Origin of the sequence: Synechococcus sp. Tobar12-5m-g, from assembly GCF_024345415.1 — a bacterium.
In the GTDB taxonomy this organism is placed as follows: Bacteria; Cyanobacteriota; Cyanobacteriia; order PCC-6307; family Cyanobiaceae; genus Regnicoccus.
In genome coordinates this window covers 85,881-110,585 of sequence record NZ_JAGQBB010000002.1, presented here as the reverse complement: position 1 = coordinate 110,585, position 24,705 = coordinate 85,881, and the positions used below count along the sequence as shown (strand labels likewise).

The 24,705-nt window shown below is 68.7% G+C and carries 25 protein-coding genes; 8 read left to right on the top strand and 17 right to left on the bottom strand.

From position 1 onward, the window contains the following. Positions 1 to 4 precede the first annotated feature (4 nt). From KBY66_RS02365 to KBY66_RS02340, 6 genes are read right to left on the bottom strand one after another with little or no spacing between them, the layout of a single operon-like run. Positions 5 to 715 (bottom strand): N-acetylmannosamine-6-phosphate 2-epimerase, encoded by a 711-nt coding sequence (locus KBY66_RS02365; RefSeq protein ID WP_255087535.1) that lies wholly within the window; start codon positions 713 to 715, stop codon positions 5 to 7. A gap of 31 nt (positions 716 to 746) precedes the next feature. Further along, entirely contained in the window at positions 747 to 1,238 is a 492-nt protein-coding gene (locus KBY66_RS02360) for a hypothetical protein (protein ID WP_255087534.1), read from the bottom strand. Between the two features lie 8 nt (positions 1,239 to 1,246). After that, positions 1,247 to 2,113, bottom strand: a complete 867-nt coding sequence (locus KBY66_RS02355; RefSeq protein WP_255087533.1) for an ABC transporter permease — start codon at positions 2,111 to 2,113, stop codon at positions 1,247 to 1,249. A 34-nt stretch (positions 2,114 to 2,147) separates the two neighbouring features. After that, a complete protein-coding gene (locus tag KBY66_RS02350) occupies positions 2,148 to 3,167 on the bottom strand; it encodes an ATP-binding cassette domain-containing protein (protein ID WP_255087532.1) in 1,020 nt (339 codons plus the stop codon). Positions 3,168 to 3,226: 59 nt separating this feature from the next. After that, the gene (locus tag KBY66_RS02345; protein ID WP_255087531.1) at positions 3,227 to 4,240 is read right to left on the bottom strand and encodes a heme o synthase; all 1,014 of its coding nucleotides are present in this window, start codon (positions 4,238 to 4,240) and stop codon (positions 3,227 to 3,229) included. Then, on the bottom strand, positions 4,233 to 5,186 hold the full coding sequence (locus KBY66_RS02340; RefSeq protein WP_255087530.1) for a COX15/CtaA family protein: 954 nt from the start codon (positions 5,184 to 5,186) through the stop codon (positions 4,233 to 4,235). The genes KBY66_RS02345 and KBY66_RS02340 overlap by 8 nt, the downstream gene beginning before the upstream one ends. A gap of 175 nt (positions 5,187 to 5,361) precedes the next feature. Between KBY66_RS02340 and KBY66_RS02335 the strand changes: the two genes are divergently transcribed. The 4 genes from KBY66_RS02335 (at position 5,362) to KBY66_RS02320 (ending at position 9,008) form a co-directional block, all read left to right on the top strand. Continuing rightward, positions 5,362 to 6,234 carry a cytochrome c oxidase subunit II gene (locus tag KBY66_RS02335; RefSeq protein ID WP_255087529.1) on the top strand — a complete coding sequence of 291 codons (873 nt, stop codon included), beginning with the start codon at positions 5,362 to 5,364 and terminating at the stop codon, positions 6,232 to 6,234. Between the two features lie 50 nt (positions 6,235 to 6,284). Next, positions 6,285 to 7,952 (top strand): cytochrome c oxidase subunit I, encoded by a 1,668-nt coding sequence (gene ctaD, locus KBY66_RS02330; protein ID WP_255087528.1) that lies wholly within the window; start codon positions 6,285 to 6,287, stop codon positions 7,950 to 7,952. A 4-nt stretch (positions 7,953 to 7,956) separates the two neighbouring features. After that, complete coding sequence (locus tag KBY66_RS02325) at positions 7,957 to 8,568, top strand: heme-copper oxidase subunit III (protein WP_255087527.1); 612 nt, start codon at positions 7,957 to 7,959, stop codon at positions 8,566 to 8,568. Positions 8,569 to 8,651: 83 nt separating this feature from the next. Further along, positions 8,652 to 9,008: an AbrB family transcriptional regulator gene (locus KBY66_RS02320; protein ID WP_255087643.1), complete on the top strand. Its 357-nt coding sequence runs from the start codon at positions 8,652 to 8,654 to the stop codon at positions 9,006 to 9,008. Positions 9,009 to 9,034: 26 nt separating this feature from the next. Here KBY66_RS02320 and KBY66_RS02315 read toward each other — a convergent pair whose 3' ends face one another. Continuing rightward, on the bottom strand, positions 9,035 to 9,706 hold the full coding sequence (locus KBY66_RS02315; RefSeq protein WP_255087642.1) for a riboflavin synthase: 672 nt from the start codon (positions 9,704 to 9,706) through the stop codon (positions 9,035 to 9,037). Between the two features lie 69 nt (positions 9,707 to 9,775). Here KBY66_RS02315 and KBY66_RS02310 point away from each other — a divergent pair, with 69 nt between their 5' ends. Then, positions 9,776 to 10,363 (top strand): bifunctional nuclease family protein, encoded by a 588-nt coding sequence (locus tag KBY66_RS02310; RefSeq protein ID WP_255087526.1) that lies wholly within the window; start codon positions 9,776 to 9,778, stop codon positions 10,361 to 10,363. Positions 10,364 to 10,427: 64 nt separating this feature from the next. After that, positions 10,428 to 11,489: an aldo/keto reductase gene (locus KBY66_RS02305; RefSeq protein ID WP_255087641.1), complete on the top strand. Its 1,062-nt coding sequence runs from the start codon at positions 10,428 to 10,430 to the stop codon at positions 11,487 to 11,489. A gap of 7 nt (positions 11,490 to 11,496) precedes the next feature. Here the strand turns inward: KBY66_RS02305 and KBY66_RS02300 are convergent, their stop codons facing one another. The 5 genes from KBY66_RS02300 to topA are packed head-to-tail and all read right to left on the bottom strand — an operon-like array spanning position 11,497 to position 17,656. Continuing rightward, on the bottom strand, positions 11,497 to 12,594 hold the full coding sequence (locus KBY66_RS02300; protein WP_255087525.1) for a hypothetical protein: 1,098 nt from the start codon (positions 12,592 to 12,594) through the stop codon (positions 11,497 to 11,499). 10 nt (positions 12,595 to 12,604) lie between these two features. Further along, on the bottom strand, positions 12,605 to 13,744 hold the full coding sequence (gene cobT, locus KBY66_RS02295) for a nicotinate mononucleotide-dependent phosphoribosyltransferase CobT (protein ID WP_255087524.1): 1,140 nt from the start codon (positions 13,742 to 13,744) through the stop codon (positions 12,605 to 12,607). Further along, positions 13,731 to 14,384, bottom strand: a complete 654-nt coding sequence (locus KBY66_RS02290) for a DUF2232 domain-containing protein (protein ID WP_255087523.1) — start codon at positions 14,382 to 14,384, stop codon at positions 13,731 to 13,733. The genes cobT and KBY66_RS02290 overlap by 14 nt, the downstream gene beginning before the upstream one ends. Positions 14,385 to 14,393: 9 nt before the next feature. Then, positions 14,394 to 14,921, bottom strand: coding sequence for a hypothetical protein (locus KBY66_RS02285; RefSeq protein WP_255087521.1), 528 nt, complete (start codon positions 14,919 to 14,921; stop codon positions 14,394 to 14,396). Beyond that, on the bottom strand, positions 14,921 to 17,656 hold the full coding sequence (gene topA, locus KBY66_RS02280) for a type I DNA topoisomerase (RefSeq protein ID WP_255087520.1): 2,736 nt from the start codon (positions 17,654 to 17,656) through the stop codon (positions 14,921 to 14,923). The genes KBY66_RS02285 and topA overlap by 1 nt, the downstream gene beginning before the upstream one ends. Before the next feature lie 111 nt (positions 17,657 to 17,767). Between topA and KBY66_RS02275 the strand changes: the two genes are divergently transcribed. Further along, positions 17,768 to 19,363, top strand: a complete 1,596-nt coding sequence (locus KBY66_RS02275; RefSeq protein WP_399224708.1) for an NAD(P)H-quinone oxidoreductase subunit N — start codon at positions 17,768 to 17,770, stop codon at positions 19,361 to 19,363. Next, a complete protein-coding gene (locus KBY66_RS02270) occupies positions 19,360 to 20,073 on the top strand; it encodes an ABC transporter ATP-binding protein (RefSeq protein WP_255087519.1) in 714 nt (237 codons plus the stop codon). Before KBY66_RS02275 ends, KBY66_RS02270 begins: the two co-directional genes overlap by 4 nt. A 160-nt stretch (positions 20,074 to 20,233) precedes the next feature. On the opposite strand, the gene KBY66_RS02265 is transcribed toward KBY66_RS02270, so the two are convergent. The 5 genes from KBY66_RS02265 to KBY66_RS02245 all read right to left on the bottom strand — a co-directional run bounded on the left by KBY66_RS02265 (position 20,234) and on the right by KBY66_RS02245 (position 24,621). Then, a complete protein-coding gene (locus tag KBY66_RS02265; protein WP_255087518.1) occupies positions 20,234 to 21,433 on the bottom strand; it encodes a M23 family metallopeptidase in 1,200 nt (399 codons plus the stop codon). A 79-nt stretch (positions 21,434 to 21,512) separates the two neighbouring features. Further along, positions 21,513 to 22,262 (bottom strand): biotin--[acetyl-CoA-carboxylase] ligase, encoded by a 750-nt coding sequence (locus KBY66_RS02260; RefSeq protein ID WP_255087517.1) that lies wholly within the window; start codon positions 22,260 to 22,262, stop codon positions 21,513 to 21,515. After that, positions 22,259 to 23,473, bottom strand: coding sequence for an aminotransferase class I/II-fold pyridoxal phosphate-dependent enzyme (locus tag KBY66_RS02255; protein WP_255087515.1), 1,215 nt, complete (start codon positions 23,471 to 23,473; stop codon positions 22,259 to 22,261). The genes KBY66_RS02260 and KBY66_RS02255 overlap by 4 nt, the downstream gene beginning before the upstream one ends. Next, positions 23,473 to 23,793 (bottom strand): thioredoxin family protein, encoded by a 321-nt coding sequence (locus KBY66_RS02250; protein ID WP_255087514.1) that lies wholly within the window; start codon positions 23,791 to 23,793, stop codon positions 23,473 to 23,475. The genes KBY66_RS02255 and KBY66_RS02250 overlap by 1 nt, the downstream gene beginning before the upstream one ends. A 51-nt stretch (positions 23,794 to 23,844) precedes the next feature. After that, a complete protein-coding gene (locus KBY66_RS02245; RefSeq protein ID WP_255087513.1) occupies positions 23,845 to 24,621 on the bottom strand; it encodes a PspA/IM30 family protein in 777 nt (258 codons plus the stop codon). Positions 24,622 to 24,705: the final 84 nt, after the last annotated feature.

Genomic DNA, 24,705 nt, shown 5'->3' with positions numbered 1-24,705 from the left:
TCGCTCAGCTCCCCAACGCCCTGACGTAGGCGGCCACCTGCAGGTCCACACCGGTAATGGCGGTGCCCACCACCACCGCGTCTGCCCCGAGCCGGTGGGCCCGACAGGCGTCGCCGGCGTTGGCGATTCCGCCTTCGCAGATCAGGGCCACCTCCGCCGGGAGGCCGGAGCGCAGGGGCTCCAGCAGGTCCCAGGCCGGGGGGCTGCTGGAGGCCGTTTCGTCCGTGTAGCCGTGCAGGGTGGTCCCCACCCAGTCGCAACCCAGGGCCCCGGCCCGCAGGCCGTTGGCCAAGGTGTCCACATCCGCCATCAGGGGGGCTCCCAGGTCGGTATGTGCGCGCTCGATCAGCAGGGCGAGGTCCTGCCCACCCGGCCGGATACGCCCGGTGGCGTCGATCGCCACCACATCCGCTCCCGCCGCCCAGACGGCCTGGATCTCCCCCCAGCCCGGCGTGATGTAGACGGCGCTGTCGCTGAACGTGCGCTTCCACAGCCCGACGATCAGGGCCTGGGGGCAGCGGCGCCGCACCGCTCCGATGTGCTCGGGGCTCTCCAGCCGCACGCCGATCGCCCCCCGGGCCAGGCTGGCTGCCGCCATCGCCGCGATCACGTCGGGGTGGCGCATCGGTGAGCCTTCCGGTGCCTGCACCGACACGATCAGCCCCCCCCGCAGGGCGGCGCGGCTGAGCCGTGGAGCAAGGGGAGGACGGGGCACGGACCAGAAGGGCAGGGGAAGCGAAGCGCGCTCAGGAGGCGCGGCGATGCTGGTCGTCGCGGTGATCGGGCAACCAGGACCGGAGGTCCGCCAGGTCGGGATGGATCGGTGGCCGGGCCAGGGACAAGGGCTGGGGTGCGGCCTCCTGCGATTTAACCGCGGGGTCGTCGGTGTCCTCCTGGAAGGTGCTGGCCACCTCATCAATGCAGTCGCGCACCAGGCTCTTCAGGCGGCGGATCGGCTGGAACCGACGGGCGGGCCGCTGGGCCGGGGTTTCGACGCTGATCGACGCCGGACCGGTGTCTGCCGCTGCTGTCCCGGAGTCCACCTCCAGCTGCTGGATCAGCCGTTGCAGCGACTCCACCCCATGGCGATGGGCCCAGCGGGCCGAAAGGCTGGCGACGGCGGGGTCGTCCTGGCGCTGCAGTGCCGCAAGAAGTTCCTGCCGGCTGCTGCCTGGATGATCCAGCCAGGGGGCCGCCAGGGGGGACGGCGAGAACGGATCCGGAAAGGAGAGAGACACGGTGGAACTCAACTTAGTTTGCGATCCAGGAGGGGCCGGATCAGGAGGAACAAACCGACGGCCAGCAGGGCCAGCACCAGCAGACACTGGGCACCGGTGAGATCCCCGTAGGGAGCTTCCAGGACCACCTCGGTGAGCGACAGGTGGCCGGCGTAGGCGGCGCGGATCGGTTCTATGGCGAACGTAAGGGGATTCAGGGCCGCAAGCCAGCCCAACCAGGTGGGCATGAAGGAAATCGGTGCCAATGCGGTGCTGGCGAACAGCAGCGGCAGGTTGACCACGAAAATGACCGCGATCAGCTCGATGTGCCCGGGCAGGGCAAAGGCCAGTCCCAGGCTGAGGCCGGTCACGGCGAACACCAGCAACAGCAGGGTCACTAGCACCAGCACCAGGCCGTAGGCCCCCGGCCAGCCGTAGCCCAGCAGCGCCGCTGTGCCCATGATCGCGATGCTCTGGACCAGGCTGAGGCTGGTGATGTACAGCACCGAGGCGATCACGATCGAGCTTCGCGAGCGCAAGGGAGCCACCAGCAACCGGTTCAGGAAACCGAACTCCCGGTCAAACATCACCGGCAGCCCGGCATTGAGGGCTGCGCTGAAGGCCGTGAACACGATCACCCCAGCGCCCAGGAAGCGGCCGTAGCTCATCCCACCCGGCAGCAGGCCCTCCGGGGCCTTGGCGAACAACGCCCCGAACAGCACCAGCCAGATCAAGGGCTGCAAGACCCCCGCCACCAGGGTGGAGGGCCGCCGAGCCAGCTGCAGGAACAACCGCTTGGTCAGGGCTAGGGTCTCCTGGCTCAGATCGGCCATGGCGGAGCGCTCGGCGCTGGGCGCCGCCGGCTGGGGAGCGGTGAGGGTGGGAGCGCTGGTCATGGCTGGATCGGCAAGGAAGAAGTGGGTTCTCGAATCAGCGCATGGCCTGCTTGCGCTCCGCCTTGGGGTCACGGCTGCCGGCCACCGCCAGCTCCGCGTCCATCAGAGTGCGGCCGGTGGCCTGGAGGTAGACATCATCCAGGCTTGGCCGGCTCTGGGACAGGGAGAACACCGGCAGATCGGCCGCCGCCAGCTGGCGGCGCAACGGCTCGATCACCGCCTCGTTCTCCACCACGAGGTTGAGCGAATGGCCCTGGGCCCGGTTCACCACCATCTGCTGAATGCCGGGGCAGCTCTGCAGCACCTGGCGCACCCGGGCGGCCTCCGCCTCGTCGCTGAACTCTCGCACCCGCAGGGTGACCCGATCGCCGCCGAGGGCGCTCTTCAAGCCGGTGGGACTGCCCTCGGCAATCACCCGGCCCCCCTCGATGATGGCCAGCCGGTCGGCCAGGGCATCCACCTCCTCGAGGTAGTGGCTGCTCAGCAGCACGGTGGTGCCTTGGTCGCGCAATCGACGCAGCACTTGCCAGATCGCCGCCCGGCTCTCGATGTCCAGACCGACGGTGGGTTCATCCAGCACCAGCAGGGCCGGGTCATGGAGCAGGCCGCTGGCCAGGTCGAGGCGGCGACGCATGCCACCGGAGTAGGTGCCGCAGCGGCGATCGATCCAGTCGTCCATGCCCAGCAGAGCGCTGAGCTCGGAAAGGCGGGCCTGCAGGCGGCTGGCCGGCAGGTGATAGAGCGCCCCCTGGAGTTCGAGCAACTCCCGGCCGGTGAGGATCTTGTCGATCGCCACCTCCTGTGCCACGTAGCCCAGCAGCTCCCGCACGGCCCGGGGCTGGGCCAGGGCATCGAGCCCGGCCACCCGGACGCTGCCGGCGTCGGGAGCCAGCAGGGTGCAGAGGATGCGCAGCGCCGTGGTCTTGCCGGCACCGTTGGGTCCCAGCAGCCCATAGAGCGTTCCCCGGGGCACCTGAAGGTTCAGGCCGGCGAGGGCCTCGACCGGGCCAAAGCGCTTGTGGAGGTCCTGAAGCTCGATCACTGGTTCTGGCACCGCTGCTGACAGCCTTCTCGGGCCGATCTGACGATTCAATCTAGAAAGGGCGCCGGCGCTCAGAGGGTCGAGGGGGACAGGAACGGATAGGCCCCCACCAGCAGCTGCCAGGTCTGGGTGCTGAAGGCGGCGGCGGCCGGCAGCCGTGCCAGCAGCAGCAGCAGGCAGAGGCCGAACAGATACAGGATCGACCAGCGGAACAGGCCCCTGGCGGCGATCGGATCGCAGGGCGTCAGCTTGAGGGATTGACCCATCTGCAGCAGGCGGGCATTGAACGGCAGCACCAGCACGCCGTAGAGCAGCCCTCCAGTGGGCAGGGCCAGGACGCCGAGAAGGCTGATCAGCGCCGTGGCGCGGGCGTAGTGGCCGATCGCCCAGGTGGTGTGAACGACCCCCTTGACCACCGGCAGCATCGGGATGCCCACCGAGCGGTAGTCCTCCTTGAGCAGCAGGGCCAGGGCCCAGAAGTGGGCTGGTGTCCAGAGCATCACCAGGCTGAACAACCACCAGCTGCCCAGGCCCAGATGGCCAGTGGCCGCTGCGGCACCCACCAGGGGCGGGATGGCTCCGGCCACCCCGCCGATCACGATGTTCCAGGTGGTGCGGGGTTTCAACAGGGCTGTGTAGAGCAGCACGTAGCTGCACAACCCCAGCAACGCCAGACTGGCCGCCAAAGCGTTCACCCCGACGATCAGCAGCCCCGCCGCCAGGCAGGTGAGCGCCACGGCAAGGCTGAAGGCGGTGGCCTGGGAGAGGCGGCCGGAGGGGAGGGCGCGGCCGCTGGTGCGCTGCATGCGTCCGTCGAGCTCCTGCTCCCACAGGCAATTGAATACGCCGGCGGCCGCGGCCGCCAGGGCCCCGCCCCCCAGGGTGCAGGCCAGCCGCGGAGCGGCCACGGGCCACCCCTCCGACAGGGCCATGCCCCCCAGGGTCGTGGCCAGCAGCAGGGGGATCAGGCGGGGCTTGGCGATTTCCAGCCAGGCCGGCAGGCGGACCTTGGCCCTGGAGGGCACCAGCTGATCGCGGCTGAGGGCAGGTGCCGCCGTAATCGAGGCCACGCTGGCGCTAACCATGGGATGTCTGCAGGGGGAGGAGGTTGAGCACCGGGCTGGGGGCGGCGGATCGCCAGCCCCGGACGGCCAGGGCGGCAAGCACGGCCACAAGCAAGGCTGCCGTGATCTGGTGTCCCACGGTGACCAGGGGAACAGCCAGGGCCAGCCGCAGCGTGAACACGCCGAGCAGCACTTGCAGCACCGTCAGGGCGGCGGCGGCCACGGCAAACCGCCAGAGCCGCCGTTGGGCCCCTGGCAGAAGAACCATCGTGCTGGCCAGCAGCAGCACGGCACCGGCCACGGGGGACGCCAACTGTCGGTGAAGGGAAAGCCAGCCGCAGGCCTCACCAGCTGCCAGGCAGCTGCCGGAGGCCCACTGGCTGGCCATCAGGGCTCCGGTCACGGCCTGGGCAACAACCGCCCCAGCCGCCGCGGCGGCCGCCAGCCACCAGGGCGCCTGCCACGGGGGGGCAGAGGGGTGCCCGGGGGCCACGGCCTGCACCTGGATGAGCCCCTGGGCCGGTGCCTGGAGTGAAGTGACCAGGCCCTGGTGGATCCCGCTGAGCAGGGCCACCAGCACCAAGGCCGTGGCCAGATGGGCCGTGACCAGGTCGAATCGCAGCAGCTGCAGCACCGTGAACGCCCCCAGGGCACCCTGCAGGGCCACCAGCACCAGGGCCGCTCCGCTCAACCAGGGCAGCCAGCGGGGTAGGTGTTGGCGCTGAATCAGACTGACAACGAACAGTACAAGCAAGCCGACTCCAACGAGGAAGGCGTCGAGGCGGTGGAACCATTCCAGGAACACCTGGAGATTCATCCTTCCGCCAGGCAGCAGGGATCCATAACAGAGGGGCCAGTCGGGGCAGGCCAGGCCGGCTTCCATCACACGGGTGGCGCCGCCGATGCCCACCAGGGACACCAGGGCCACCACAAGGTGGGAACTGAGAAAGAGCAAACCAAATGTCATGGCAGACAAGCTAGCGATCGAATTTCAACTTCAACTCCACAGCGTTCGCGGGGGCCAAGACACCACTGGTCTGTGTGGAATCGCTCACGGCTCTGAGAACGGGCGCTGCTGTTTATCGCACGGCACCCGGGGAAGCTCGGCCACGCCATAGGCTGAACGCCTCAGCGACCGGGTCATGCCCATTCCCTCCGCCATCGTGACCCTGGTCCTGGGCATGATCCTTGTCCTGAGCGGGCTTTGGGTTGGTCAGAACGTCAATCTGCTGCCGGCGGCAGCCAGCACCAACGCCCCCCTCTACGACGAACTGTTCGGTGTTCTGTTCACGATCGGCACCATTCTGTTCCTGGGTGTGGTCGGTTTGTTGATCTTCAGTCTGGTGCGTTTTCGCCGTCGTGATGGCGACCCGGGCGACGGAGTGGCGGTGGAAGGAAATCTTCAGTTGGAGATTTTCTGGACGGCCATCCCAGCCATCGTGGTGTTGTTTGTGGGCATCTACAGCTACGACATCTATGACCGGATGGGAGGAATGATTCCTCTTGCTGACCCCCATGCGATGCATGGGGCCATGGCCTCGGCCGTCACCCCGGCAAGCGTGGAGGGACCGGTCAGCCAGGAGGTCGAACCTCGCCTATGGGGTGGCATCGGCTCCCCCGGCGGACCCGCGGCAGGGATGTTGCCCGTTGAGGTCACGGCTCTGCAGTTCGCCTTCCTCTTTCACTACCCCGAGGGTGATTTCACCACCGGTGAGCTCCATGTCAAGGCTGGTCAGCCGGTGGAGCTGCGCATGGAAGCCCGGGATGTGATCCATGCCTTCTGGGTCCCCCAGTTCCGCCTGAAGCAGGACATCATTCCCGGCCAGCCCACCGTGTTGACCTTCACCCCCACCCTTCCTGGCCAATATCCGATCATCTGCGCAGAGCTCTGTGGCCCTTACCACGGCGGCATGCGTTCCACCGTGGTGGTGCATGAGCCCCAGGCCTTTGACACCTGGCTGGCCTCCAATCGACCCGCCACCCTGGCTTCCCTTCCTCCCCTCTCCACCGGCTGAGCCCTTTCGGCGGTTTTGATCAGCTCTTTTCTCCGCACCGTTCAGCGACGATGACCCTCACCCTGCCACCCCCGATCTCCCAGACGCGCGGACTTCAGCCGGAGGGCTGGCTTCGCTATCTGAGCTTCAGCCTGGATCACAAGGTGATCGGCCTTCAGTACCTGGTCACGTCGTTCTTCTTCTATCTGATCGGTGGCGCCCTCGCCGGGATGATCCGGGTGGAGCTGCTCAGCCCGATCTCTGATTTTCTCCCCCGCGAGACTTACAACGAAGTGCTCACCTTGCATGGCACGGTGATGATCTTCCTCTGGATCGTGCCGGTTGTGAACGGAGCTTTCGGCAACTATCTGATTCCATTCTATGTAGGAGCTCGGGACATGGCCTTCCCTCGGCTCAATGCGGTGGCCTTCTGGCTCATCCCTCCGGCCGGTTTCCTGCTGATCGCCAGCTACTTCATCGCCGGTGCTGCCCAGTCCGGCTGGACCGCCTATCCACCCCTCAGCCTCACCACACCGGCAACCGGACAGGTGATCTGGATCCTGAGTGTGCTGCTTCTGGGCGGCAGCTCCATCTTCGGTGGCATCAATTTCATTGCCACGGTGCTGAAGATGAGGAGGCCAGGCCTGGGCATGATGCAATTGCCGATGTATTGCTGGGCCATGCTGGGCACCAGCATTCTGGTGGTGCTGGCCACCCCTGTTCTGGCGGGAACCCTGGTGCTCCTCAGCTTCGACATCATCGCCCACACGGGCTTCTTCAACCCGGCCCTCGGTGGCAACGCCGTGGTTTACCAACACCTCTTCTGGTTCTATTCCCATCCGGCGGTTTACATCATGGTGCTGCCGGCCTTCGGATTGGTCAGCGAAATCCTGCCGGTTCATGCCCGCAAGCCCCTGTTCGGCTACACCACGATGGTGTACTCCATCCTTGGCATTGTCTTTCTGGGCCTGATCGTTTGGGCACACCACATGTTCACCAGTGCCACACCACCCTGGATGCGGCTGTTCTTCACGATTGCCACCGCCTTCATCGCCGTACCCACCGGGATCAAGTTCTTCAACTGGTTGGCCACCCTCTGGGGAGGCAAGATCGCCTTGAACAGCGCGATGCTGTTTTCCTGCGCTTTCATCGTGCATTTCGTCTTTGGTGGCATCACCGGCGTCGCCCTAGCCCAGGTTCCATTCGATATTCATGTCCATGACACCTATTTCGTCGTTGGACACTTCCATTACATTGTGTATGGAGGCACCGTGTTCGTGGTGTTTGGATCGATCTATCATTGGTTCCCCAAGTTCACTGGCCGCATGCTCAATGAACAGCTCGGCAGGCTGCACTTTCTCCTCACCTTCATCGGCTTCAATCTCTGCTTTGCCCCCCAGCACTGGCTGGGTCTCAACGGCATGCCCCGCCGTGTCGCCGAGTACGACCCCCAGTTCACCCTGCTGAACCAGCTCAGCAGTGTCGGGGCCCTGCTGATGGCGGTCAGCACCCTCCCCTTCCTGATCAACGTGGCCTGGAGCGCCATCGCCGGCAAGGTGGCTGGAGACAACCCCTGGAATGCCCTGACCCCCGAGTGGCTCACCAGTTCGCCGCCACCGGTGGCCAACTGGAACGGCCCGGCCCCCCTGGTGACCCATCCCTACGGCTATGGCGTACCGGAGGGTCAGATCGATCTCAAGGCGGTGTCAGGCTTGCAGATCTGGTCGGAGGGCCGTTGAAACGATGACCACACTCACGTCTCGCACCGACCCGTCGACCAGTCGACAAACCGAGGACCACGGGGCCGAAGGGGAGCACCGCGATCTGCGGATGTTCGGCCTGGCCACTTTCCTGGTGGCCGATGGGATGACCTTCGCGGGCTTCTTCGCCGCCTATCTCACCTTCCGGGCCGTGAACCCCCTGCCCCCGGGGGCCACCTACGAGCTGGAGCTGATCCTCCCGACCCTGAACACCGCCCTGCTGGTGGCGAGCAGTTTCACCTTCCACCGCGCCGCCAGCGAGCTCAGGCAATCCAGGAACGGGGCCTGTCGGTTGTGGTTGTTGATCACGGCCGGCCTTGGCCTGGCCTTTCTGGCCGGACAGATGGTGGAGTACTTCTCCTTGCCCTTCGGCCTCACCGACAACCTCTACGCCAGCACCTTCTACGCGCTCACCGGTTTCCATGGACTGCACGTGTCCCTGGGGGCCCTGATGATCCTGATCGTCTGGTGGCAGGCGAGGGTTCCGGGCCGATTCACCCCCGAGCACCACTTCGGGGTCGAGGCCGCCGAGCTCTACTGGCACTTCGTGGATGGGATCTGGCTTGTTCTGTTCGGCATCCTCTATCTGCTCTGAGTGTTTTCATTGGCTGGGAAGGGGGCAACATTCGCGGAGCGGCCTAAACTCCGGAGAGCTTTATAGCCACGATGCGTACGCCGATGCTGGAGGGAAAAGCGCTGCTGGAGAAGGCCCGAAGCCTGAGCAGCTGTTCGGAGGATGTGATCGCCAGGGCCTGCGGGTATGTCAGCCCCAATGGCCGTCTGCTCAAGAAGAGTTTCTATCGCGCCCTGGTGGAAGCGAAGGGGTATCGACTGGGGGGCATGGCCACCGGTGGCCCGGTCAGCAAGGGGCGCCAGGCCGACTTCCGCACCCGCGTCCATGGCAACGGCAATTTGCTGATCGGTAACGCCTACACCCGCCGCCTGGGGCTGGAGCCCGGCCAGGAGTTCCAGATCCAGATCCACGAGGACACCGGTGCGATCTGGCTGCTTCCCCTCGAGGACACAACCTCTTAAACGGTTGTCGAGGCCCGCAGGCCTGCTTAAGCCCAGCCCTGTTCCGCCAGCCAGCCAGGCTCGATTTCCGCGGCGGCCATCGGAGCGCCCGACCGTTCTGTCCTGGGTGCAGCGCCTGCCCCGAGCAGCCGCTCGGTGTACTTGGCAAGCAGATCCGCTTCGAGATTGATTGCATCCCCCACCCGGCGCTGGCCCAAGGTGGTGCTGGCCCAGGTGAGCGGGATCACGGCGATCCAGAACCGCTCCCCGCCGGGGCTGGCGCTGGCCACCGTGAGGCTGATCCCGTCGACGGCGACGCTGGCCTTGTCACACACATAGCGGCCATAGGCCGGATCAAGCCAGCGAAGCTCCAGCCGCCAGGAGCCTGGCTGCCGCACGATGCCGGTCACCTCGCCGAGTCCATCGACGTGGCCGCTGACCAGATGGCCCCCGAGTCGGTCGGAAAGTCGCAGGGCAGGCTCCAGATTCACCGCTGCCCCCAGCGCCGCCTTGGCGGCAAGGGTGCTGCGCTGAAGGGTTTCCTCGCTGACATCGGCCCGGAAGCCCCCGGCCTGCAGCTCCGCCACGGTCAGGCAGACGCCGTCGACCGCCACGCTGTCACCGAGGGCAATCGAGAACTCCCCTGCCAGTCCCTCCACGACCACGCCGCGGGCCTGGCGTCGCAACCGACCCACCGCCTGGACCAACCCGGTGAACATCGGCCTGTTGGAGGACCTGCCCATAATGGCCAATGGGCAAGCGCGGCAAGACCATGGTTGGACGGCGCGATGGTTGAAATGCGCGTTGCCGGCATCGCGCTCGATGCGGCCAGTCGCAGCCCCATCGTGCTGCTGCGCGATCCCTGCGGCCGGCGTCAGGTGCCGATCTGGATCGACCAGGCCCAGGCCCAGAACATCCTGGCGGGCATGGGTGGGAAGGCGCCGCCCCGCCCGCTCAGCCACGACCTGATGGCCACCTTGCTGGAGGCGGGAGGGCTGAAACTCGAACGGGTGATCATCCATGCGATCGAGGACAACACCTTCCGCGCCGTGCTCAAGCTCAGCAACGCCGCCGCCCAACCTCTGGAAATCGACTGCCGGCCAAGTGACGCGATTGCCCTGGCCCTGCGCACCGATGCCGGCATCTGGATGCTCGAGGAGGTGGTGTCGGATGCTTCGATCCCCGTCGACGCCGAGGCCGACGCCGAAGACCAGGAGGATTTTCGCCGTTTTCTCGATCGGGTCAGCCCGGCGGAACTGATCCGCAACCTTCGCCGCTCCCAACGCCAGGGGGATTCGGAACCTGAAGCTGGCCCTGAGCCGCCAGCCCCATCCCCACCGGATCTGCCCAGTGGCCCCTCCGGTGGCCCCGGCTGAGCCGAGGCCGGTCCGCCGACCCTTCGGCCAGGGTCCGGCCGTCTCCCTGTTCAGCCTCGGCACGATGCGGGCGCTCGACTCCGCCGATCAGATGGAGCTGGTGCTGGCAGCCGCCCTGGCCGCCGGGATCAACCATCTGGAAACGGCCCCCGCCTATGGACCCGCCGAGGGGTATCTCGGCCGGGCGCTGAGCAGCCTGGCGGTTGAACGGGAACTGGTGGTGATCACCAGCAAGCTCCTGCCCGGCCCGGGTCTGCAGGAGGGGCGGGCCCAGTTGCGGGCCTGCCTCGGGCGCCTGGGGGTGGAGCGGCTCGACAACCTGGCCGTGCACGGCCTCAACCGGCCGGAGCACCTGGCCTGGGCCCTGGAGGGGGAAGGGGCGGAGTTGCTGCGCTGGGCCCTGGGCGAAGGGTTGGTGGGGCAGGTGGGCTTCAGCAGCCACGGCAGCACCGCGCTGATCGAATCCGCCCTTTCCAGCGGCCGCTTCGGCTTCTGCAGCCTCCATCTGCACCTGTTCGATCAGGAGCGTCTGCCCCTGGCCCGCCGCGCCCTGGCCGCCGGCATCGGCGTGCTGGCCATCTCCCCCGCCGACAAGGGCGGCCGCCTCTACGACCCCCCGCCTGAACTTCTGGAGCAATGCGCGCCGTTCCTGCCGCTGGAGCTGGCCTACCGCTTCCTGCTGGCCGCAGGGATCAGCACCCTCAGCCTTGGCGCCGCCAGGCCCGCCGACCTGGCCTGGGCCTTGCGCCTGGCGGGCGCAGGCGGCCCCCTGAACCCGGCAGAGACAAGCGCCCTGGAGCGGCTCGCCGCCTCCGCCAGAGAGCGACTGGGCTTGCAGCGCTGTGGCCAGTGCCGCGCCTGCCTGCCCTGTCCGAAGGCGGTGCCGATTCCCGAGCTGCTCCGCCTGCGCAACCTGGCGATTGGCCATGGCATGGAGGCCTTCGCCGGTGAGCGCTACAACCTGATCGGCCGGGCCGGTCACTGGTGGGAAGCGCTCGATGCCAGGGCCTGTGAGCGCTGCGGCGCCTGCCTGCCCCGCTGTCCCCATGGCCTGGCGATTCCCGACCTGCTCGCCGAGACCCACAGCCTGCTGGCGGCGTCCCCACGGCGGCGGCTTTGGGGTTAGGGCCGCCTCAGGCCGGAGCCGCCTGGTCCCAGAGTTTCTGGTAGCTGCGCCGATCGGCTGCGCCCAGGGGCGGCAGGGAGTTGCAGTTCGCCAACACCGCCGGCTCGGGATACAGCAGGGAAGCCACGGGCTGGGGCCATTGCCCCAGGGCCGCGGCGATGGTCGGGCGCTGCAGGGGTGGGACCCAACCCGCCGCCAGCAAACGCGACAGCAGGGGAGGCTCGCCGATCTGGCGAAGCCAGGCCAGCGGCGCCGGTTCGCGGCTGCGGTCCGGCCGCAGCAGCAGGTTCCACCACAGCGGTGAGCCGCTCTCCGGCAGCAGCGCCGTGAGGCGGGAATCACTGCGCAGCAGGGGCAGCAAGCGTTGGCTCGGCACCACCGCCGCTTCCGCCTTGCCCCGCAGCAGCAGGTTGAGGCCGTCGCGGTCGTCGAAGGAGCGGGCCTGGCCTCGCAGGCGCCTGAGCTGGGGCACAAGCTGCGGATCGGCCAGGGCGCCGCTCTCCCGGCTGAAGCGACCGATCTGCCGGAGGGCGAGCTCGATCACCACCCGGGGGCTCGATGGCAGCACCACCAGGCCGCGCAAGCTGGAATCCAGCAGCAGATTCCAGCCCTCGGAGCGGCGTTCGGCCAGGTCCTGGCGGTTGCGCAGCACCAGCAGCCAGGTTCCGAAGGCCCAGGGATAGGCCATCGGTGCCGTTTCCGCGGCGGTGGCCACGACGGTGGGCGGCGGCTGGGCGAACAGATGGCTCGCCGGTTTTGCGAAGGGGGCCAGCCCCTCGAAAAGCGGTGCGGCGCCAGCGGCACCAGGGGGCGTGAAGGGTTGGAGCCGGGTCGCGTTGAGCTCCTGGAGCCAGCCGTCGGGACACTGGAGCAGATCGGCCTCCGCCCACCGGGCCAGGGCTTCGGCCGGGCCCTCCTGGGCCTCCCCCCGCCAGGGATCGGGCAAGCGCTTCAGCCAGGCGGCCGGCAGGTCTCCACGGCTGTACACCAACCGGGCTGCGGCTTGGCGGCCGCAGCCGGTGAGCAGCCCCAGACCGCCAAGCGCGCTCCACTGTAGGAGGCGGCGGCGGCTCAGGGGGCTGGGTTGGGGGGACGGGGCCGCCATGGTCTGGACCCTAGGAGGAGGCATCCAGCTGCTCACAGGCCAGGTCACAGGCCTCGCGGAGCTGGGCGAGCGGCCGGCCGGAGAGCTCCCAGAGCAGGGCAAGGCCGCCGGCACCGACCCCTTCCTTGACGTAGCCCCGCTCGAAGTCGCGCAGGGAGCGGCTGCGGCAGCCGTGGAACCGCAGACCGGTGGCAAAGGCCAGGGGCTCCACCCGCCAGCGTGCGCCGATCCGCCGCAGCAGCAGCGCCAGATCACTGTCCGGCTCGGCCGCCACCCAGGCGGTGGTGGCCAGGCCGGCCCCCCCCACCAGCTTCGATCTGAGGGCAGCGGGAGCAAGGGCGAGGGCGAGGGCGAGCACCGCCGCCATCTGGCTGCCGCCGGCCAGCAGCAACGGCAGTCCACAGTTGGCGGCGGCCAGGACGATCCCGGCGGCCAGGGGCTGCATCGGGTCCCCCACTGCCGCCACCACCCGGAGCGGATCCACCGTCCCGCTTTGCCGCGTCGCCCAGAGGCCGGCGGCCCGCAGCCCTTGCTCCACCAGGTCGGCCTTCAGGCCATGGGCCTGTTGCCGCAGGCTGCCGCTCACCAGGCCGGCCGCCTCGATGCCCAGGCCGGTCAGCACGGCCTGGGCCGTGCTGGTGCCCCCCGGAACGCACTCGGCCAGCACCAGGGGGGGCTGGCCGGGCCGGCGGCCCCAGCCCCGGCCCCAGCGCTCCCCCAGGCGAAGCAGGCTCCTCACCCGCTCCGGTGCCATGGCGGCCCCCGTGCCCAGGCAGCGGGCCGGGGCCTGGGCCAACCACAGGTGCGGAACCGCTGGTGCCACGGGGCAGCCCAGATCCACCACCAGGGGGTGCAGCGCCAGCTCACGGCAGACCACATGGGAGATCAGGGCAGGGCTCACCCCGGCCGGCAGGGGAGGTAGGGCATGGGGCCGGCCCTGGCCAGGGCCAAGCAGCAGCAACTCGGCATCCGCGGCGGCGGTGAGGCGCCGCGCCGCTGCCGTGGCGCCGGCGGCGGAGATGCCCGGGACCTCGGCGGTTTCGGTGCCGGCCAGCAGCAGCAGCACCTGGGCGCTCGTCGAGCCCGCCTCCAGCCGCTCACACCAGGAATGGGCCTGGGCGGAATCGCCGCTGAACTCAGAGGGGATCAAGGCTGACCAGGGCGCGCAGGGCTGGCGGCGGTTCGCTGATCGGAGCCTGCAGCCGCGGGAAGATCCAGTACGCCACCGCGTGCAGGGCCAGCACATAGATCAGGTTCTGCAGCAGCACCAGCAGCAAGGCCAGGGCCTGCACCTGCTGCAGGTCGGGGCCGAGGCCCAGGTTGAGCAGGCCGCTGAGCCGCTCCAGCAGCCCGGCGGCGGCGGTGGTGATCAGCACCCAGAGGTTTTCGCCCAGCAGCACCGAGAGCACCGCCACCCGCACCAGAAAGCCGGCGCTGCCGATCAGCAGCCCGCCCCCCCAGGTGAGCCACCAGCTCCAGGCCCGTCCCCAGCCCCAGCCCAGCCAGAGGGCAAGCAGGCCGTAGGGGAAGAGCACCAGCGGCCCCCGGATCGGGCCCATCAGGGCAACGAGCAACAGGGAGGCCACCACCAAGCCCTCCCAGCCGGAGCGCCAGCCCTGGCGCAGTTGCAGCAGGGCCAAAGGCAGGGGCAGGGCCAGGCGGAACAGGGCTCCGCCGACGGGCAGGTAGTAGAGCCCCGCCCAGAGCAGGGCGGTGGCGGCAGCCAGGTAGGCGGTCTCCACCAGCTGCAGGGCCTGGCGGCGGCTGATTTGGTGGGAGGGAGGAGCCATGGCGACGGCTCAGCGGGGGGGCGGAGCCTGGCTGGACACCGGGGCAGGGCTGGCAGACGACCCTCCCGCCAGTGGGCTGGTGGAGCGGATCCGCTCGATCGTTTCCACCTCGAAGCGGACACCCGCCGCCCGCAGGGCTTCGGTGACCGCCTCGGCCGGGGCAGCGGGGTCGGCGGCGGGGAGTTTCAGGGTGACCCGATAGGGCACGGAGCCTGAGCCGGCAGCGGGTTTCGCGGAGGAGGTCTTCGCGGCGACGGGCTTGGCCGCGCTGGTGGGCTTGGCCAAGACGACGGCCTCGGGGGCGGGTGGGGTCGGTTTGGGAGGCGTGGTGGGGGCGTCCGGCGGGCTCGCCCTGACGGGTGCTGGCGCTGCCGATGACGGTTGGCCCGGCGCGAAGGTTGGGGGAGAGTTGGGCGCAGGGGTGGGCGGATCGAACCCGGCAGCCAGCCGTTCGCCGATCGGGTTGCCGCTGCAACTGCTGAGCAGCAGACCCACCATCAGGGTGGTGCCCAGCAGCAACCCTGGCGGGGCGGGCATCAACTGGTGGCGGCCTTGATGATCCGCACGGCGCTGGCGCGGGGCCGGCCCGTCTTGGTGGTGGTCGGTTTCCTGGCCGCCGGCGTTGCTTTGGTGGCGGCTTTGGCCGTGCTGGCTTTGGTGGACGTTGCCCTGGTCGCGGTGGCCCTGGTGGCTGTGACCGGCTTGCGGCCTTTGGCCTTGGCGCTGCCCGCCTTGGCGGCCAGCAACTCCACCGCTTCGGCCAGGGTGATTGTTTCGGCGGTGCTGCCCTCCGGCAGGGAGGCGTTCACCTTGCCCTGCTTCACGTAGAGCCCGTAGGGACCATCGAAGACCTGGATGCTTTCCGCCTCCCCATCGGGGCTGCCGAGGTCCTTGAGGGCGGTGCGGCCACCGCGGCCCTTCTTCGGAATGGCGAGCAGTTCAATCGCCCGGGGAAGAGCCACCTCCAGCACGTCATCCTCCGCCTTCAAGGAGCGGTAGTCCTTCTCGCCCTTGCCCTTGTCGTGAACGATGTAGGGGCCGAACCGACCCAGGCCGGCCTGCACCTTGCCGCCATCGGGGTGTTCGCCGAGCAGCCTGGGCAGACGCAGCAGGCCCAGGGCCGCGTCGAGGCTGAGCTCTTCCGGCTTCACCCCCTTGGGCAGGGAGGCGCGCTTGGGTTTGGGGTTCTCCTCACTCACCTGGCCCCGTTGCAGGTAGGGCCCGTACTGGCCGAACAGCAGGTAGATGGCCTCACCGGATTCAGGATCTTCGCCGATGCTTTCCGGCCCTTCGGTCTTCTGCCGGAGGATCTGCTCGGCGTGCTCGGCATCGAGTTCCGCCGGGGTGATCTCCACCGGCAGGGTGGCCTTGATCAGTTCTTCGGTGCCGTCGTCAGCGACCCGTTTGGCCTCCAGGTAGGCGCCGAAGCGGCCGATCCGCACCACGCAGGGCAGCCCCTCCATCGCAATCGTGCGGGAGGCGGTGGGGTCGATGTCGCCCTCCCGTTGCTGCACCTGGGTTTCCAGACCCTTCTCCCCCTTGAAGAAGCCGTTCAGATAGGGGAGCCACTGCTCCTTGCCGGTGGAGATCTCATCAAGGCTGGTTTCCATCCGGGCGGTGAAGCTGGTGTCCACCAGATCGGGGAAGTGCTCCTCCAGCAGGGCTGTCACGGCGAAGGCGGTGAAGCTCGGGGTGAGGGCATTGGCCGCGAGGGTGGCGTAGCCCCGATCGACGATCGTGCCGATGATGCTGGCGTAGGTGGAGGGGCGTCCGATCCCCTCCTTCTCCAGCATCTTCACGAGGGCCGCCTCGCTGTAACGCGACGGCGGCTGGGTCTGGTGGCCCAGGGCTTCCACCCCTTGGCAGGCCGGTGTGTCGCCGACGGCAAGGGCGGGCAGCAGCACCTCCTGCCCCTCCAGGGCCGCGTCGGGATCGTCGCTGCCCTCCACATAGGCCCGGAAGAAGCCGGCGAAGTCGATGCGCTTGCCGGAGGCGCGGAAGCTGGCTTCACCCACCTGCAGCTCGACGCTGAGCAGGGTGAGGTGGGCATCGGCCATCTGGCTGGCCACGGTGCGCTTCCAGATCAGCTCGTAGAGGGCCAGGTCCTTGCCGTCGAGGCCGGTGTCCTTCGGGGTGCGGAAATGGTCGCCGGAGGGACGGATCGCCTCGTGGGCCTCCTGGGCATTGCGGGATTTGGTGCTGAACTGGCGGGGGGCCGGGCTGAGGTAGTCCTGGCCATATTTCTCGGCCACGCAGCTGCGGGCCGCCCGGATCGCCTGATCCGAGAGGTGCACCGAGTCGGTGCGCATGTAGGTGATGAAACCGCGCTCGTACAGCCCCTGGGCCGTGCGCATCGTGTCGCGGGTCGAGAGCCGCAGCTTGCGGTTGGACTCCTGCTGCAGGGTGCTGGTGATGAAGGGGGGAACTGGCTTGCGAACCGTGGGTTTGGCCTCCACCTCGGCAACCAGCCACGGGCTTGTTGCCACGGCCGCCTGCAGGGTGCGGGCCTCGGCCTCGCTGAGCAGCTTCACCCTGCTGCCGGCCTTGAGGCCTCCGGTGGTCTCGTCGAAGTCGGCGCCCGAGGCGATCCGCTCCCCCTTCAGGTGGGTGAGCTTGGCCTCGAAGCCGGCACCGGCCTGCTCCAGCCGGGCCTTGAGGTCCCAGTAGCTGCCGCTGCGGAAGGCGCGCCTGGCCCGCTCCCGCTGCACCAGCAGGCGCACTGCCACCGACTGCACCCGGCCGGCGGAGAGCCCCCAGGCCACCTTCTTCCACAGCAGCGGCGAGAGGGTGTAGCCCACCAGCCGATCAAGGATGCGGCGGGTTTCCTGGGCATGCACCAGCTCCATGTCGAGCTCACGGGTCTGGTCGAGGGCGCGGCCGATCGCCTCCTGGGTGATCTCGTGGAACACCATGCGTTTCACCGGCACCTTGGGGGCGAGCAGCTGCAGCAGGTGCCAGCTGATGCTCTCCCCCTCCCGGTCCTCGTCCGTGGCCAGCAGGAGACGGTCGGCGCCCTTGAGGGCGTCCTTGAGTTCCTTGACGATCTTTTTCTTGTCCTTCGGCACCACGTAGAGCGGCTCGAAGTCGTTGGTGGTGTTGACGCCGAGGTTCGCCCACTTCTCGCCCTTGTAGGCCGCCGGGATCTCGCTGGCGTTGTTGGGCAGGTCGCGCACGTGCCCCATCGACGCCTCGACGCGAAAATCCTTCGGCAGAAAGCCGCGGATGGTTCGGGCCTTCGTGGGGCTCTCGACGATGACCAGGGTGTGCGCCACAGGCAGGCGAAAAACCGCTCCCCTCTTTATCGCATCACCGGACCGCGGTGCCGATCGATTCTGCGCAGCGCGGCTACAGTCCGCAGCATCAGGCGGTCCTTTACAGCTGTGATCATCCCGCTCGGAGCTCTTTCCACCCTGTTCGCCGAGGCAGCCCCGGCCGCAGCGTTGCCGCCGGGGCTGGGGATCACCGCCCTCCAGCTCAATGCCGGTGCGATCGCCCCGGAGAGTGCCATCCTCATCGCCCTGCTGGTCTGCCTGCTGGTGGATCTGGCCGGCGAGGAGGCCGCCAGCCGCTGGGTTCCCCCGATCTGCTACGCGGGCCTCGGCACGGCCCTGGTGCTGCTGGCCCTGCAGTGGAACGCGCCGGTCGAGCCCTCGTTCCTGGGTTCCTTCCTGGCCGACAACCTGGCCGTGGCCTTCCGCGCCGTGGTAGCCGCCTCCACCCTGCTCTCGCTGCTGATCAGCTGGCGTTACGTGGAGCAGAGCGGAACGCCGGTGGGTGAGTATGCCGCCATCCTGCTGGCGGCCACCCTCGGGGCGATGTTCCTTTGCGGTGCCACCGATCTGGTCAGCATCTTCGTGGCCCTGGAAACCCTTTCTGTGTCCAGCTACCTGCTCTCCGGCTACATGAAGCGCGACGCCCGCTCCGGCGAAGCGGCCCTCAAATATCTGCTGGTCGGTTCGGCCGCCGCCGCCGTGTTCCTCTACGGAGCTTCCCTGCTCTACGGACTGACGGGAGGCTCCACCGGCCTCGAGGCCGTCGGCCTGGCCCTGCAGACCAGCGCCACCCCGGTCACCGCCTTGGCCCTGGTGTTCGTGCTGGCCACGGTGGCCTTCAAGATCGCCGCTGTCCCCTTCCACCAGTGGACTCCCGACGTCTACGAGGGCTCCCCCACCCCGGTGGTGGCGTTCCTCTCGGTGGGCTCGAAGACGGCCGGTTTCGCCCTGGCCCTCCGCCTGCTGGTGGGCTGCTTCGAGAGCTTCGACGCCCAGTGGAAGGTGCTGTTCACGGTGCTGGCGGTGCTGAGCATGACCCTCGGCAACGTGGTGGCCCTGGCCCAGACCTCGATGAAGCGGATGCTGGCCTACAGCTCGATCGGCCAGGCCGGCTTCGTGATGATCGGGTTGGTCTGCGGCACCGAAGAAGGTTTCGCGGCGATGGTGCTCTACATGGCCGCCTATCTGTTTATGAACCTTGGCGCGTTCGCGTGCATCATCCTGTTCTCCCTGCGCACCGGCAGTGATCGGATCTCCGATTACGCCGGGCTTTATCAGAAGGATCCCCTGATCACCCTGGGGCTTAGCCTCTGCTTGCTGTCGCTGGGGGGGATTCCTCCGATGCTCGGCTTCTTCGGCAAGATCTATCTCTTCTTCGCCGGCTGGGCTGACCACCAGTACCTGTTGGTGGTGGTCGGTCTGATCACCTCGGTGGTGTCGATCTACTACTACATCTCGGTGATCAAGATGATGGTGGTCAAGGAACCCCAAGAGGCCTCCGATGTGGTGAAGGCCTATCCGCCGATCACCTGGAACCTCACCGGAATGCAGCCGCTCCGCGCCGCCCTCGTCGCCTGCGTGCTGATCACCGCCGTTGGTGGTGTTCTCTCCAACCCGTTGTTCAACTGGGCCAATGGCGCCGTGGCCGGCACCCCCATGCTCCAGCAGGCGATCGCCAGTGGTGCGCTCAGCTCGGCGGTGGGATGACCTCCACGCTCCTGCACGATCCGACCACGGAAAGGGCACTGGAGCCGGTGGCACTTCTGAGCCACGTCAGCAAGGTCTACGGTGCCGGCGACACGGAAGTGCGGGCCCTCGACGACCTCAGCCTCACCGTGGAGCCGGGCGATTACGTGGCGGTGATGGGGGCCTCGGGCTCCGGCAAGAGCACGGCCATGAACATCATCGGCTGCCTGGACCGCCCTACGAGCGGGCACTACCTGCTCAGCGGCACCTCCGTGGAGGATCTCAGCGACGATGAACTGGCGGATCTGCGCAATCGGCGTCTCGGCTTCGTCTTCCAGCAGTTCCACCTGCTGCCGAACATGAGTGCCATGGACAACGTGATGCTGCCGATGGTCTATGCCGGCTTGCCGGCCCGCCAGCGGCGCGAACGGGCCAGAGAGGCCCTGGAGCGGGTGGGTCTTGGCCACAGGCTGGAGAACAGGCCGAACGAGCTCTCCGGCGGCCAGCAGCAGCGGGTGGCGATCGCCCGGGCGATCATCAACGAGCCGGCCCTGCTGCTGGCCGATGAACCCACCGGCGCCCTCGATTCCCACACCACCCAGGAAGTGCTGGCCATCTTCGATCAGCTGCACGACCAGGGCATGACGGTGGTGATGGTCACCCACGAAGACGAGGTGGCCGCCCGGGCCGGCCGAATCGTGCACTTCCTCGACGGCCGTGTGGCTGGATGAGTTCACCCTCGGGTTGATGCCTCCGGCGGCTCAGCCCGCGAAGCGGGCAAGGCCGCCTTTGGCATCGTCCCGGCGGTGAACACCACAGGGGGAGGGTCTCCTGGAGAGCGGCAGGGTTCATGAGACCTCTGCTCATGCGACCTCTGCCGCCAGGGGTGGCTCAGCCGGCAGCTTGGAGTTTCGGTGCCGGCGGCAGAGCGGCAGGTCGCTCAAGGCTCTGAAGGAGCTGGCCCATCAGCAGGGCAATGGCGTCGCTGCCGGCGATCGCCTCCCGGCCCGGATCCAGTTCCCCGGGATCCATCGCCACCCAGCCGCCGTTCTCCGGCTGACGCAACTCGAAGTGGAGGTGGGGACCGGTGCTGAGCCCGGTGCTGCCGACCCGGCCGATCACCGTGCCCTGCTTCACCCACTCCCCTTCCTTGACGTAGAGCTCGGAAAGGTGGCCGTAGAGGGTGCGGCGCTTGGGGCCCTCATGCTCCAGTTCCACCGCCAGGCCGTAGCCCCCGGCCAGGCCGCTGCTCACAACTCTCCCGGTGAGGGCCGCCACCACCGGCGTGCCCTCGGGGGCCGCCAGATCACGGCCGGCGTGCATCAGCCAGCTGCCCAGCACCGGATGGAGCCGCCAGCCGAAGTTGCTGGTGGTGACCGCCGAGCCGATCAGGGGGAAGAGCAGGCCACGGTTGCCGTTGCCCACCAGGGGCGCCGGTCTGGGGGTGACCCGGAACACGTCGGCAAGGCGGAAGTTGCCGCCCGCGCCGGCCAGCAGGGCCGAAACCGGCACGGTGAGGGGCGGCAGGGGGGCGCCTTCGGGTCCCAGGCGGGCAAAGCCGAAGCCGCCACTGCCGGGGCTGGAGGTCATCCCGGCTCCATCGAAGCCAGCGGCACCCTGGCGATCCAGGGGCCAGCGCACCACCACGGCGCGGCATTCGGCATTGGTCAGGGCACCGGCCACGCAGGCTCTGCGATGGGCGATCGGATCACCCGGCTGAAGTGCTGCGGCCGATCGGACCCTGGCCTGCTCAGCCGGACTGACGGTTCCATCCAGGACCAGTTGATCCAGGGCCCGGTCAAAGGACTGGGGTGCCGACTGCCGCAGCTGGCTGGGATCGGGGCGTCGGATGGCCGGAGGATCACTGGCGACGGGCTGGATGGTGCGGGGCGCCGGGGCCGGTGGCAGGGAGGCCGGCGGTGTGGCCGCCGATGGTGGCAAGGTGGCGGGTGCCGTGAGGGCAGGCTTCGCCTCGGCTGGAGCCGGCGCCGGTGCAGCGGCCGGCTCCCGCAGCTCCGCCCAGGCCAGGGGCGCTCCCAGCAGGGAGACCAGGCCCAGGGCAAGGGCAGGCAGAGAAGGAGGGCGTTTCACGGGGCTGTTCATTTGCTGCAGGGGATCCTAAGGACGGGGGTCGAAATCCAGCCCGGCATCCAGTCCGCAGTCGCCCGGCTCAGAAGCGGCGGGTGAGCGTCGCCCGACGATCGCCCAGGGCCAGAGCCAGGCCGCCATCGCGGGTCAGACCCAGCGGCTGCCACAGCTCCCCTTGCCAGGGCACCGCCTGGGGGGGAAGCCGAAGCCGCCGATTCGCCTGCAGCCGCACGGCCTCGGGCTCATGGCCCTGGCTGGCGGCCCAGTCGAGGGCGATCAGCGCCCTGGCGGCGAGAGCCGCCCGTTCCCCCGCCGTCAGCTTCCGGCCGAGGGCCTCGGCCACGCTGATCGCGCCAGGCGGCACCCGGTTGGAGCCATTGAGCCCCAGCCCCAGCCGGGCCCAGCGGATGCGGCCGCCGCGGATTCGCAGGCGCGGCAGCAGGCCCGCCAGCTTCCGCCCATCGACGAGCAGATCGTTCGGCCACTTGATCTGCACGTTCAGGCCCAGGTCTTCGAGCTGCAAGGCCAGGCCCACGGCAACAGCCAGGCCCAGATCCGCGGCCAGGCCTGGCTCCTCCGGCCACGGCATGGCGGCACTGAGCCAAACCCCCCCCGGGGGCGAGAGCCAGGGCCGGCCCCGCTGGCCCTGGCCAAAGCGCTGGCGCCGGGCCAGCACGGCCAGCGGGGGCCGGGCGCCGGCGCTCAGCAGCTGCGTGAGCTGGTCTTCGCTGCTGCCGCAGACCGGCAGCCCATGCAGCCGCCAGGCGAGCGGTGCGGGGCCGCCCTGCCTGGCCAGCAACCGCCGCCGCTCTGCCGCGATCGCTCCGATCACGCCGAGAGCGTCCGCAGCCAGCGACCCATCCGGGCCGCCCCGGCCTCGAGCTCCTCGATCGGATGCACCAGGGCCAGCCGCACCCAGCCTTCCCCGACCACGCCGAAGCCGTTGCCTGGGGTGAGCGCCACACCGGTGTGCCGCAGCAGGGCAGCGCAGAACGCCTCTGAGTCGAGACAAGCGGAGCCGGCCACCGGCGGCAGGGTCAGCCACAGATACAGGGCCATCGAGGGCGGCTGCACGATCCAGCCTGCCGCCGTCATGGCCGCCGTCATCCGGTCGCGGCGCTGGCGGTAGATGGCCTTGATCCGATCGGGCCACTCGGGGGCCTGCTCGAGGGCGGCGATCGCTCCGGCCTGCAGGGCGAGCGACTGGTTGAAATCCACCACCCCCTTGAGCTGACGCAGGGCGGTGATCAGCGGCGCGGCGCCGATCGCGAAGGCCAGCCGGAAGCCCCCGAGGCACCACCCTTTCGAGAAGGAGAAGAACTCGATCCCGCAGCGGCGCCAGAGCGGGTTGCGCAGCAGGGCCGGCGCCTCCCCCTCCAGGGCCAGATCGACGTAGGGGTTGTCATGGGCAAAGACGATGCCGTGCCGTGCCGCCCGCTCCGCAGCCCCATCCACCCAGGCCTGATCGCCCACGGTGGCGGTGGGGTTGTGGGGAAAGCCCAGCACCATCAGCTTCAACCGCTCCCACTGGCTGGTGCTGAGCTGCTCGAAATCGGGCCGCCAACCCTGGTCGCTGCGCAGGCCGAGGAACCGGGGCTCGGCGCAGGCGAGCTGGAGGCCGCCGAGGTGTGAAGGGTAGTAGGGGTCGAGCAGCAGGGCCGCCTCGCCGGGGTTGAGCACCGCCAGCGGCAGATGGGCCGTGCCCTCCTGGGACCCCACCAGCAACAGCACTTCCGCCTCCGGATCCACCGTCACCGCGAAACGGCGCTCGGCCCAGGCGGCCACCGCCCGGCGGAAGGGCCCGGTGGCGTCATGCAGGCAATAGGTGGCGCTGTCGGGCCGGCCCAGGGCCGCCGCCATCGCCGCGATCGCCACCGGAGGTGGCGGCAGATCGGTGGAGCCCAGCGAAAGATCCAGCAGGGCCGGCAGGGGTTCCTGGCCATCCTGAACATTGGAAATCCGCTGGCGGTAGTCCGCCTTGCGACGGTCGTTGCGGGCGAAGACGCCGTTGCCCAACCGGCCCAGCCGCTGGGAGATCGGCATCAGAGATGGGCGTCGAGAAAGGCCTGCAACTGGGGTTGGGCCAGCGCCCCTTCGTGGCGGGCCAGCTCGACGCCACCCCGGAACAGGATCAGGGCGGGGATGCCCTGTACCCGGTAGGCGTCACGGGTGGAGGGGTTGGCATCCACCTCAAGCTTGCCAACGGTGAGCCGGCCGGCGTAGCTGCTGGCCGCCCAGGCCATCAGGGGGGCGATCAGGCGGCAGGGGCCGCACCACGGGGCCCAGAAGTCAACCAGCACAGTGCCGCCAGCCTCCAGAACATCGGCCTGGAAGGTCGCATCGGTGAATTCGGCAACGGCCACGGCACAGCTTCGGGTGTCGCGATTGTATGAATCGAAACCGGCCGATCCGCATCAGAGCTTGTCAATCGAGCGCTTCAGCTCTTCGAGCTCGGCGTTCACCTCGGCCACCTTGACCGGCTCCAATTGGGGGGTGGGGGTGTCGGCCGCCAGCAGGGGCAGGGCTGCCGGGCCACCCTCCAGGCGGTTCTTGAGGGCGGCGAGTTCGTCGTCCACATCGTTGCCGCCCTCCAGGGAGGCGAACTGGCTCTCGAGATCGGCACCGGCCAGCTCGGCGGCCGCCTGGCTGCGGGCCTCCTGCTGCAGCACCTTCTCCTCCATCTGATCGAAGGCGGCCATGGCCGAGTTGGTGCCGAGGCTGCTGACGGCGCTCTGCAACTGTTCCTGGGCCTGGGCTGCCTGGGAGCGGGCCTTGAGCATGTCCTTCTTGGTCTTGGCCTGGGCGATCTTGCCCTCCAGAGCCAGCAGGCTCTTCTTGAGCGCCTCCACCTGACCCGCCTGGCTGTTGAGCTGGTTGTTGAGGGCGGTGGCGGTGTCCTGGTAGGTCTTGCGGCGGCTGAGGGCCTCCCGGGCCAGGTCTTCCTCGCCCTTCTTGAGGGCCAGCTCCGCCCGCTCGTACCAGGTCTTGCTCTGGGCTTCGGCCTGCTCCGCCTGGTTCTGGATGCGTTTCTGGCTGGCGATCGCCGTGGCCACCGCCTGTCGCAGTTTCACCAGGTCGGCCTGCATGTCGGTGACCGACTGGTCGAGGATCTTGCCCGGATCCTCCGCCTTGCTGACCAGATCGTTGAGGTTGGCCCGCAGCAGGCGGCTGAGCCGATCGAAGAAGCCCATGGATCAGGAAGGGGTCGACCCCGAGGGTAGCGGTGGCGGAACAGTCCGCATCAGACGGTTGACCGCACCTGGTGATCAGCTCCC

Excerpts from the sequence above, each read along its gene's own strand:
- KBY66_RS02305 (WP_255087641.1), top strand. The coding sequence starts at position 10,428 with ATGCGGGCGCTCGACTCCGCCGATCAGATGGAGCTGGTGCTGGCAGCC.
- KBY66_RS02335 (WP_255087529.1), top strand. The coding sequence starts at position 5,362 with ATGCCCATTCCCTCCGCCATCGTGACCCTGGTCCTGGGCATGATCCTT.
- KBY66_RS02315 (WP_255087642.1), bottom strand. The coding sequence starts at position 9,706 with ATGTTCACCGGGTTGGTCCAGGCGGTGGGTCGGTTGCGACGCCAGGCC.
- KBY66_RS02255 (WP_255087515.1), bottom strand. The coding sequence starts at position 23,473 with ATGCCGATCTCCCAGCGGCTGGGCCGGTTGGGCAACGGCGTCTTCGCC.
- KBY66_RS02300 (WP_255087525.1), bottom strand. The coding sequence starts at position 12,594 with ATGGCGGCCCCGTCCCCCCAACCCAGCCCCCTGAGCCGCCGCCGCCTC.
- KBY66_RS02325 (WP_255087527.1), top strand. The coding sequence starts at position 7,957 with ATGACCACACTCACGTCTCGCACCGACCCGTCGACCAGTCGACAAACC.
- KBY66_RS02310 (WP_255087526.1), top strand. The coding sequence starts at position 9,776 with ATGGTTGAAATGCGCGTTGCCGGCATCGCGCTCGATGCGGCCAGTCGC.
- KBY66_RS02320 (WP_255087643.1), top strand. The coding sequence starts at position 8,652 with ATGCTGGAGGGAAAAGCGCTGCTGGAGAAGGCCCGAAGCCTGAGCAGC.
- KBY66_RS02355 (WP_255087533.1), bottom strand. The coding sequence starts at position 2,113 with ATGACCAGCGCTCCCACCCTCACCGCTCCCCAGCCGGCGGCGCCCAGC.
- KBY66_RS02285 (WP_255087521.1), bottom strand. The coding sequence starts at position 14,921 with ATGCCCGCCCCGCCAGGGTTGCTGCTGGGCACCACCCTGATGGTGGGT.
- KBY66_RS02245 (WP_255087513.1), bottom strand. The coding sequence starts at position 24,621 with ATGGGCTTCTTCGATCGGCTCAGCCGCCTGCTGCGGGCCAACCTCAAC.
- KBY66_RS02345 (WP_255087531.1), bottom strand. The coding sequence starts at position 4,240 with ATGGTTAGCGCCAGCGTGGCCTCGATTACGGCGGCACCTGCCCTCAGC.
- ctaD (WP_255087528.1), top strand. The coding sequence starts at position 6,285 with ATGACCCTCACCCTGCCACCCCCGATCTCCCAGACGCGCGGACTTCAG.
- KBY66_RS02290 (WP_255087523.1), bottom strand. The coding sequence starts at position 14,384 with ATGGCTCCTCCCTCCCACCAAATCAGCCGCCGCCAGGCCCTGCAGCTG.
- KBY66_RS02340 (WP_255087530.1), bottom strand. The coding sequence starts at position 5,186 with ATGACATTTGGTTTGCTCTTTCTCAGTTCCCACCTTGTGGTGGCCCTG.
- KBY66_RS02270 (WP_255087519.1), top strand. The coding sequence starts at position 19,360 with ATGACCTCCACGCTCCTGCACGATCCGACCACGGAAAGGGCACTGGAG.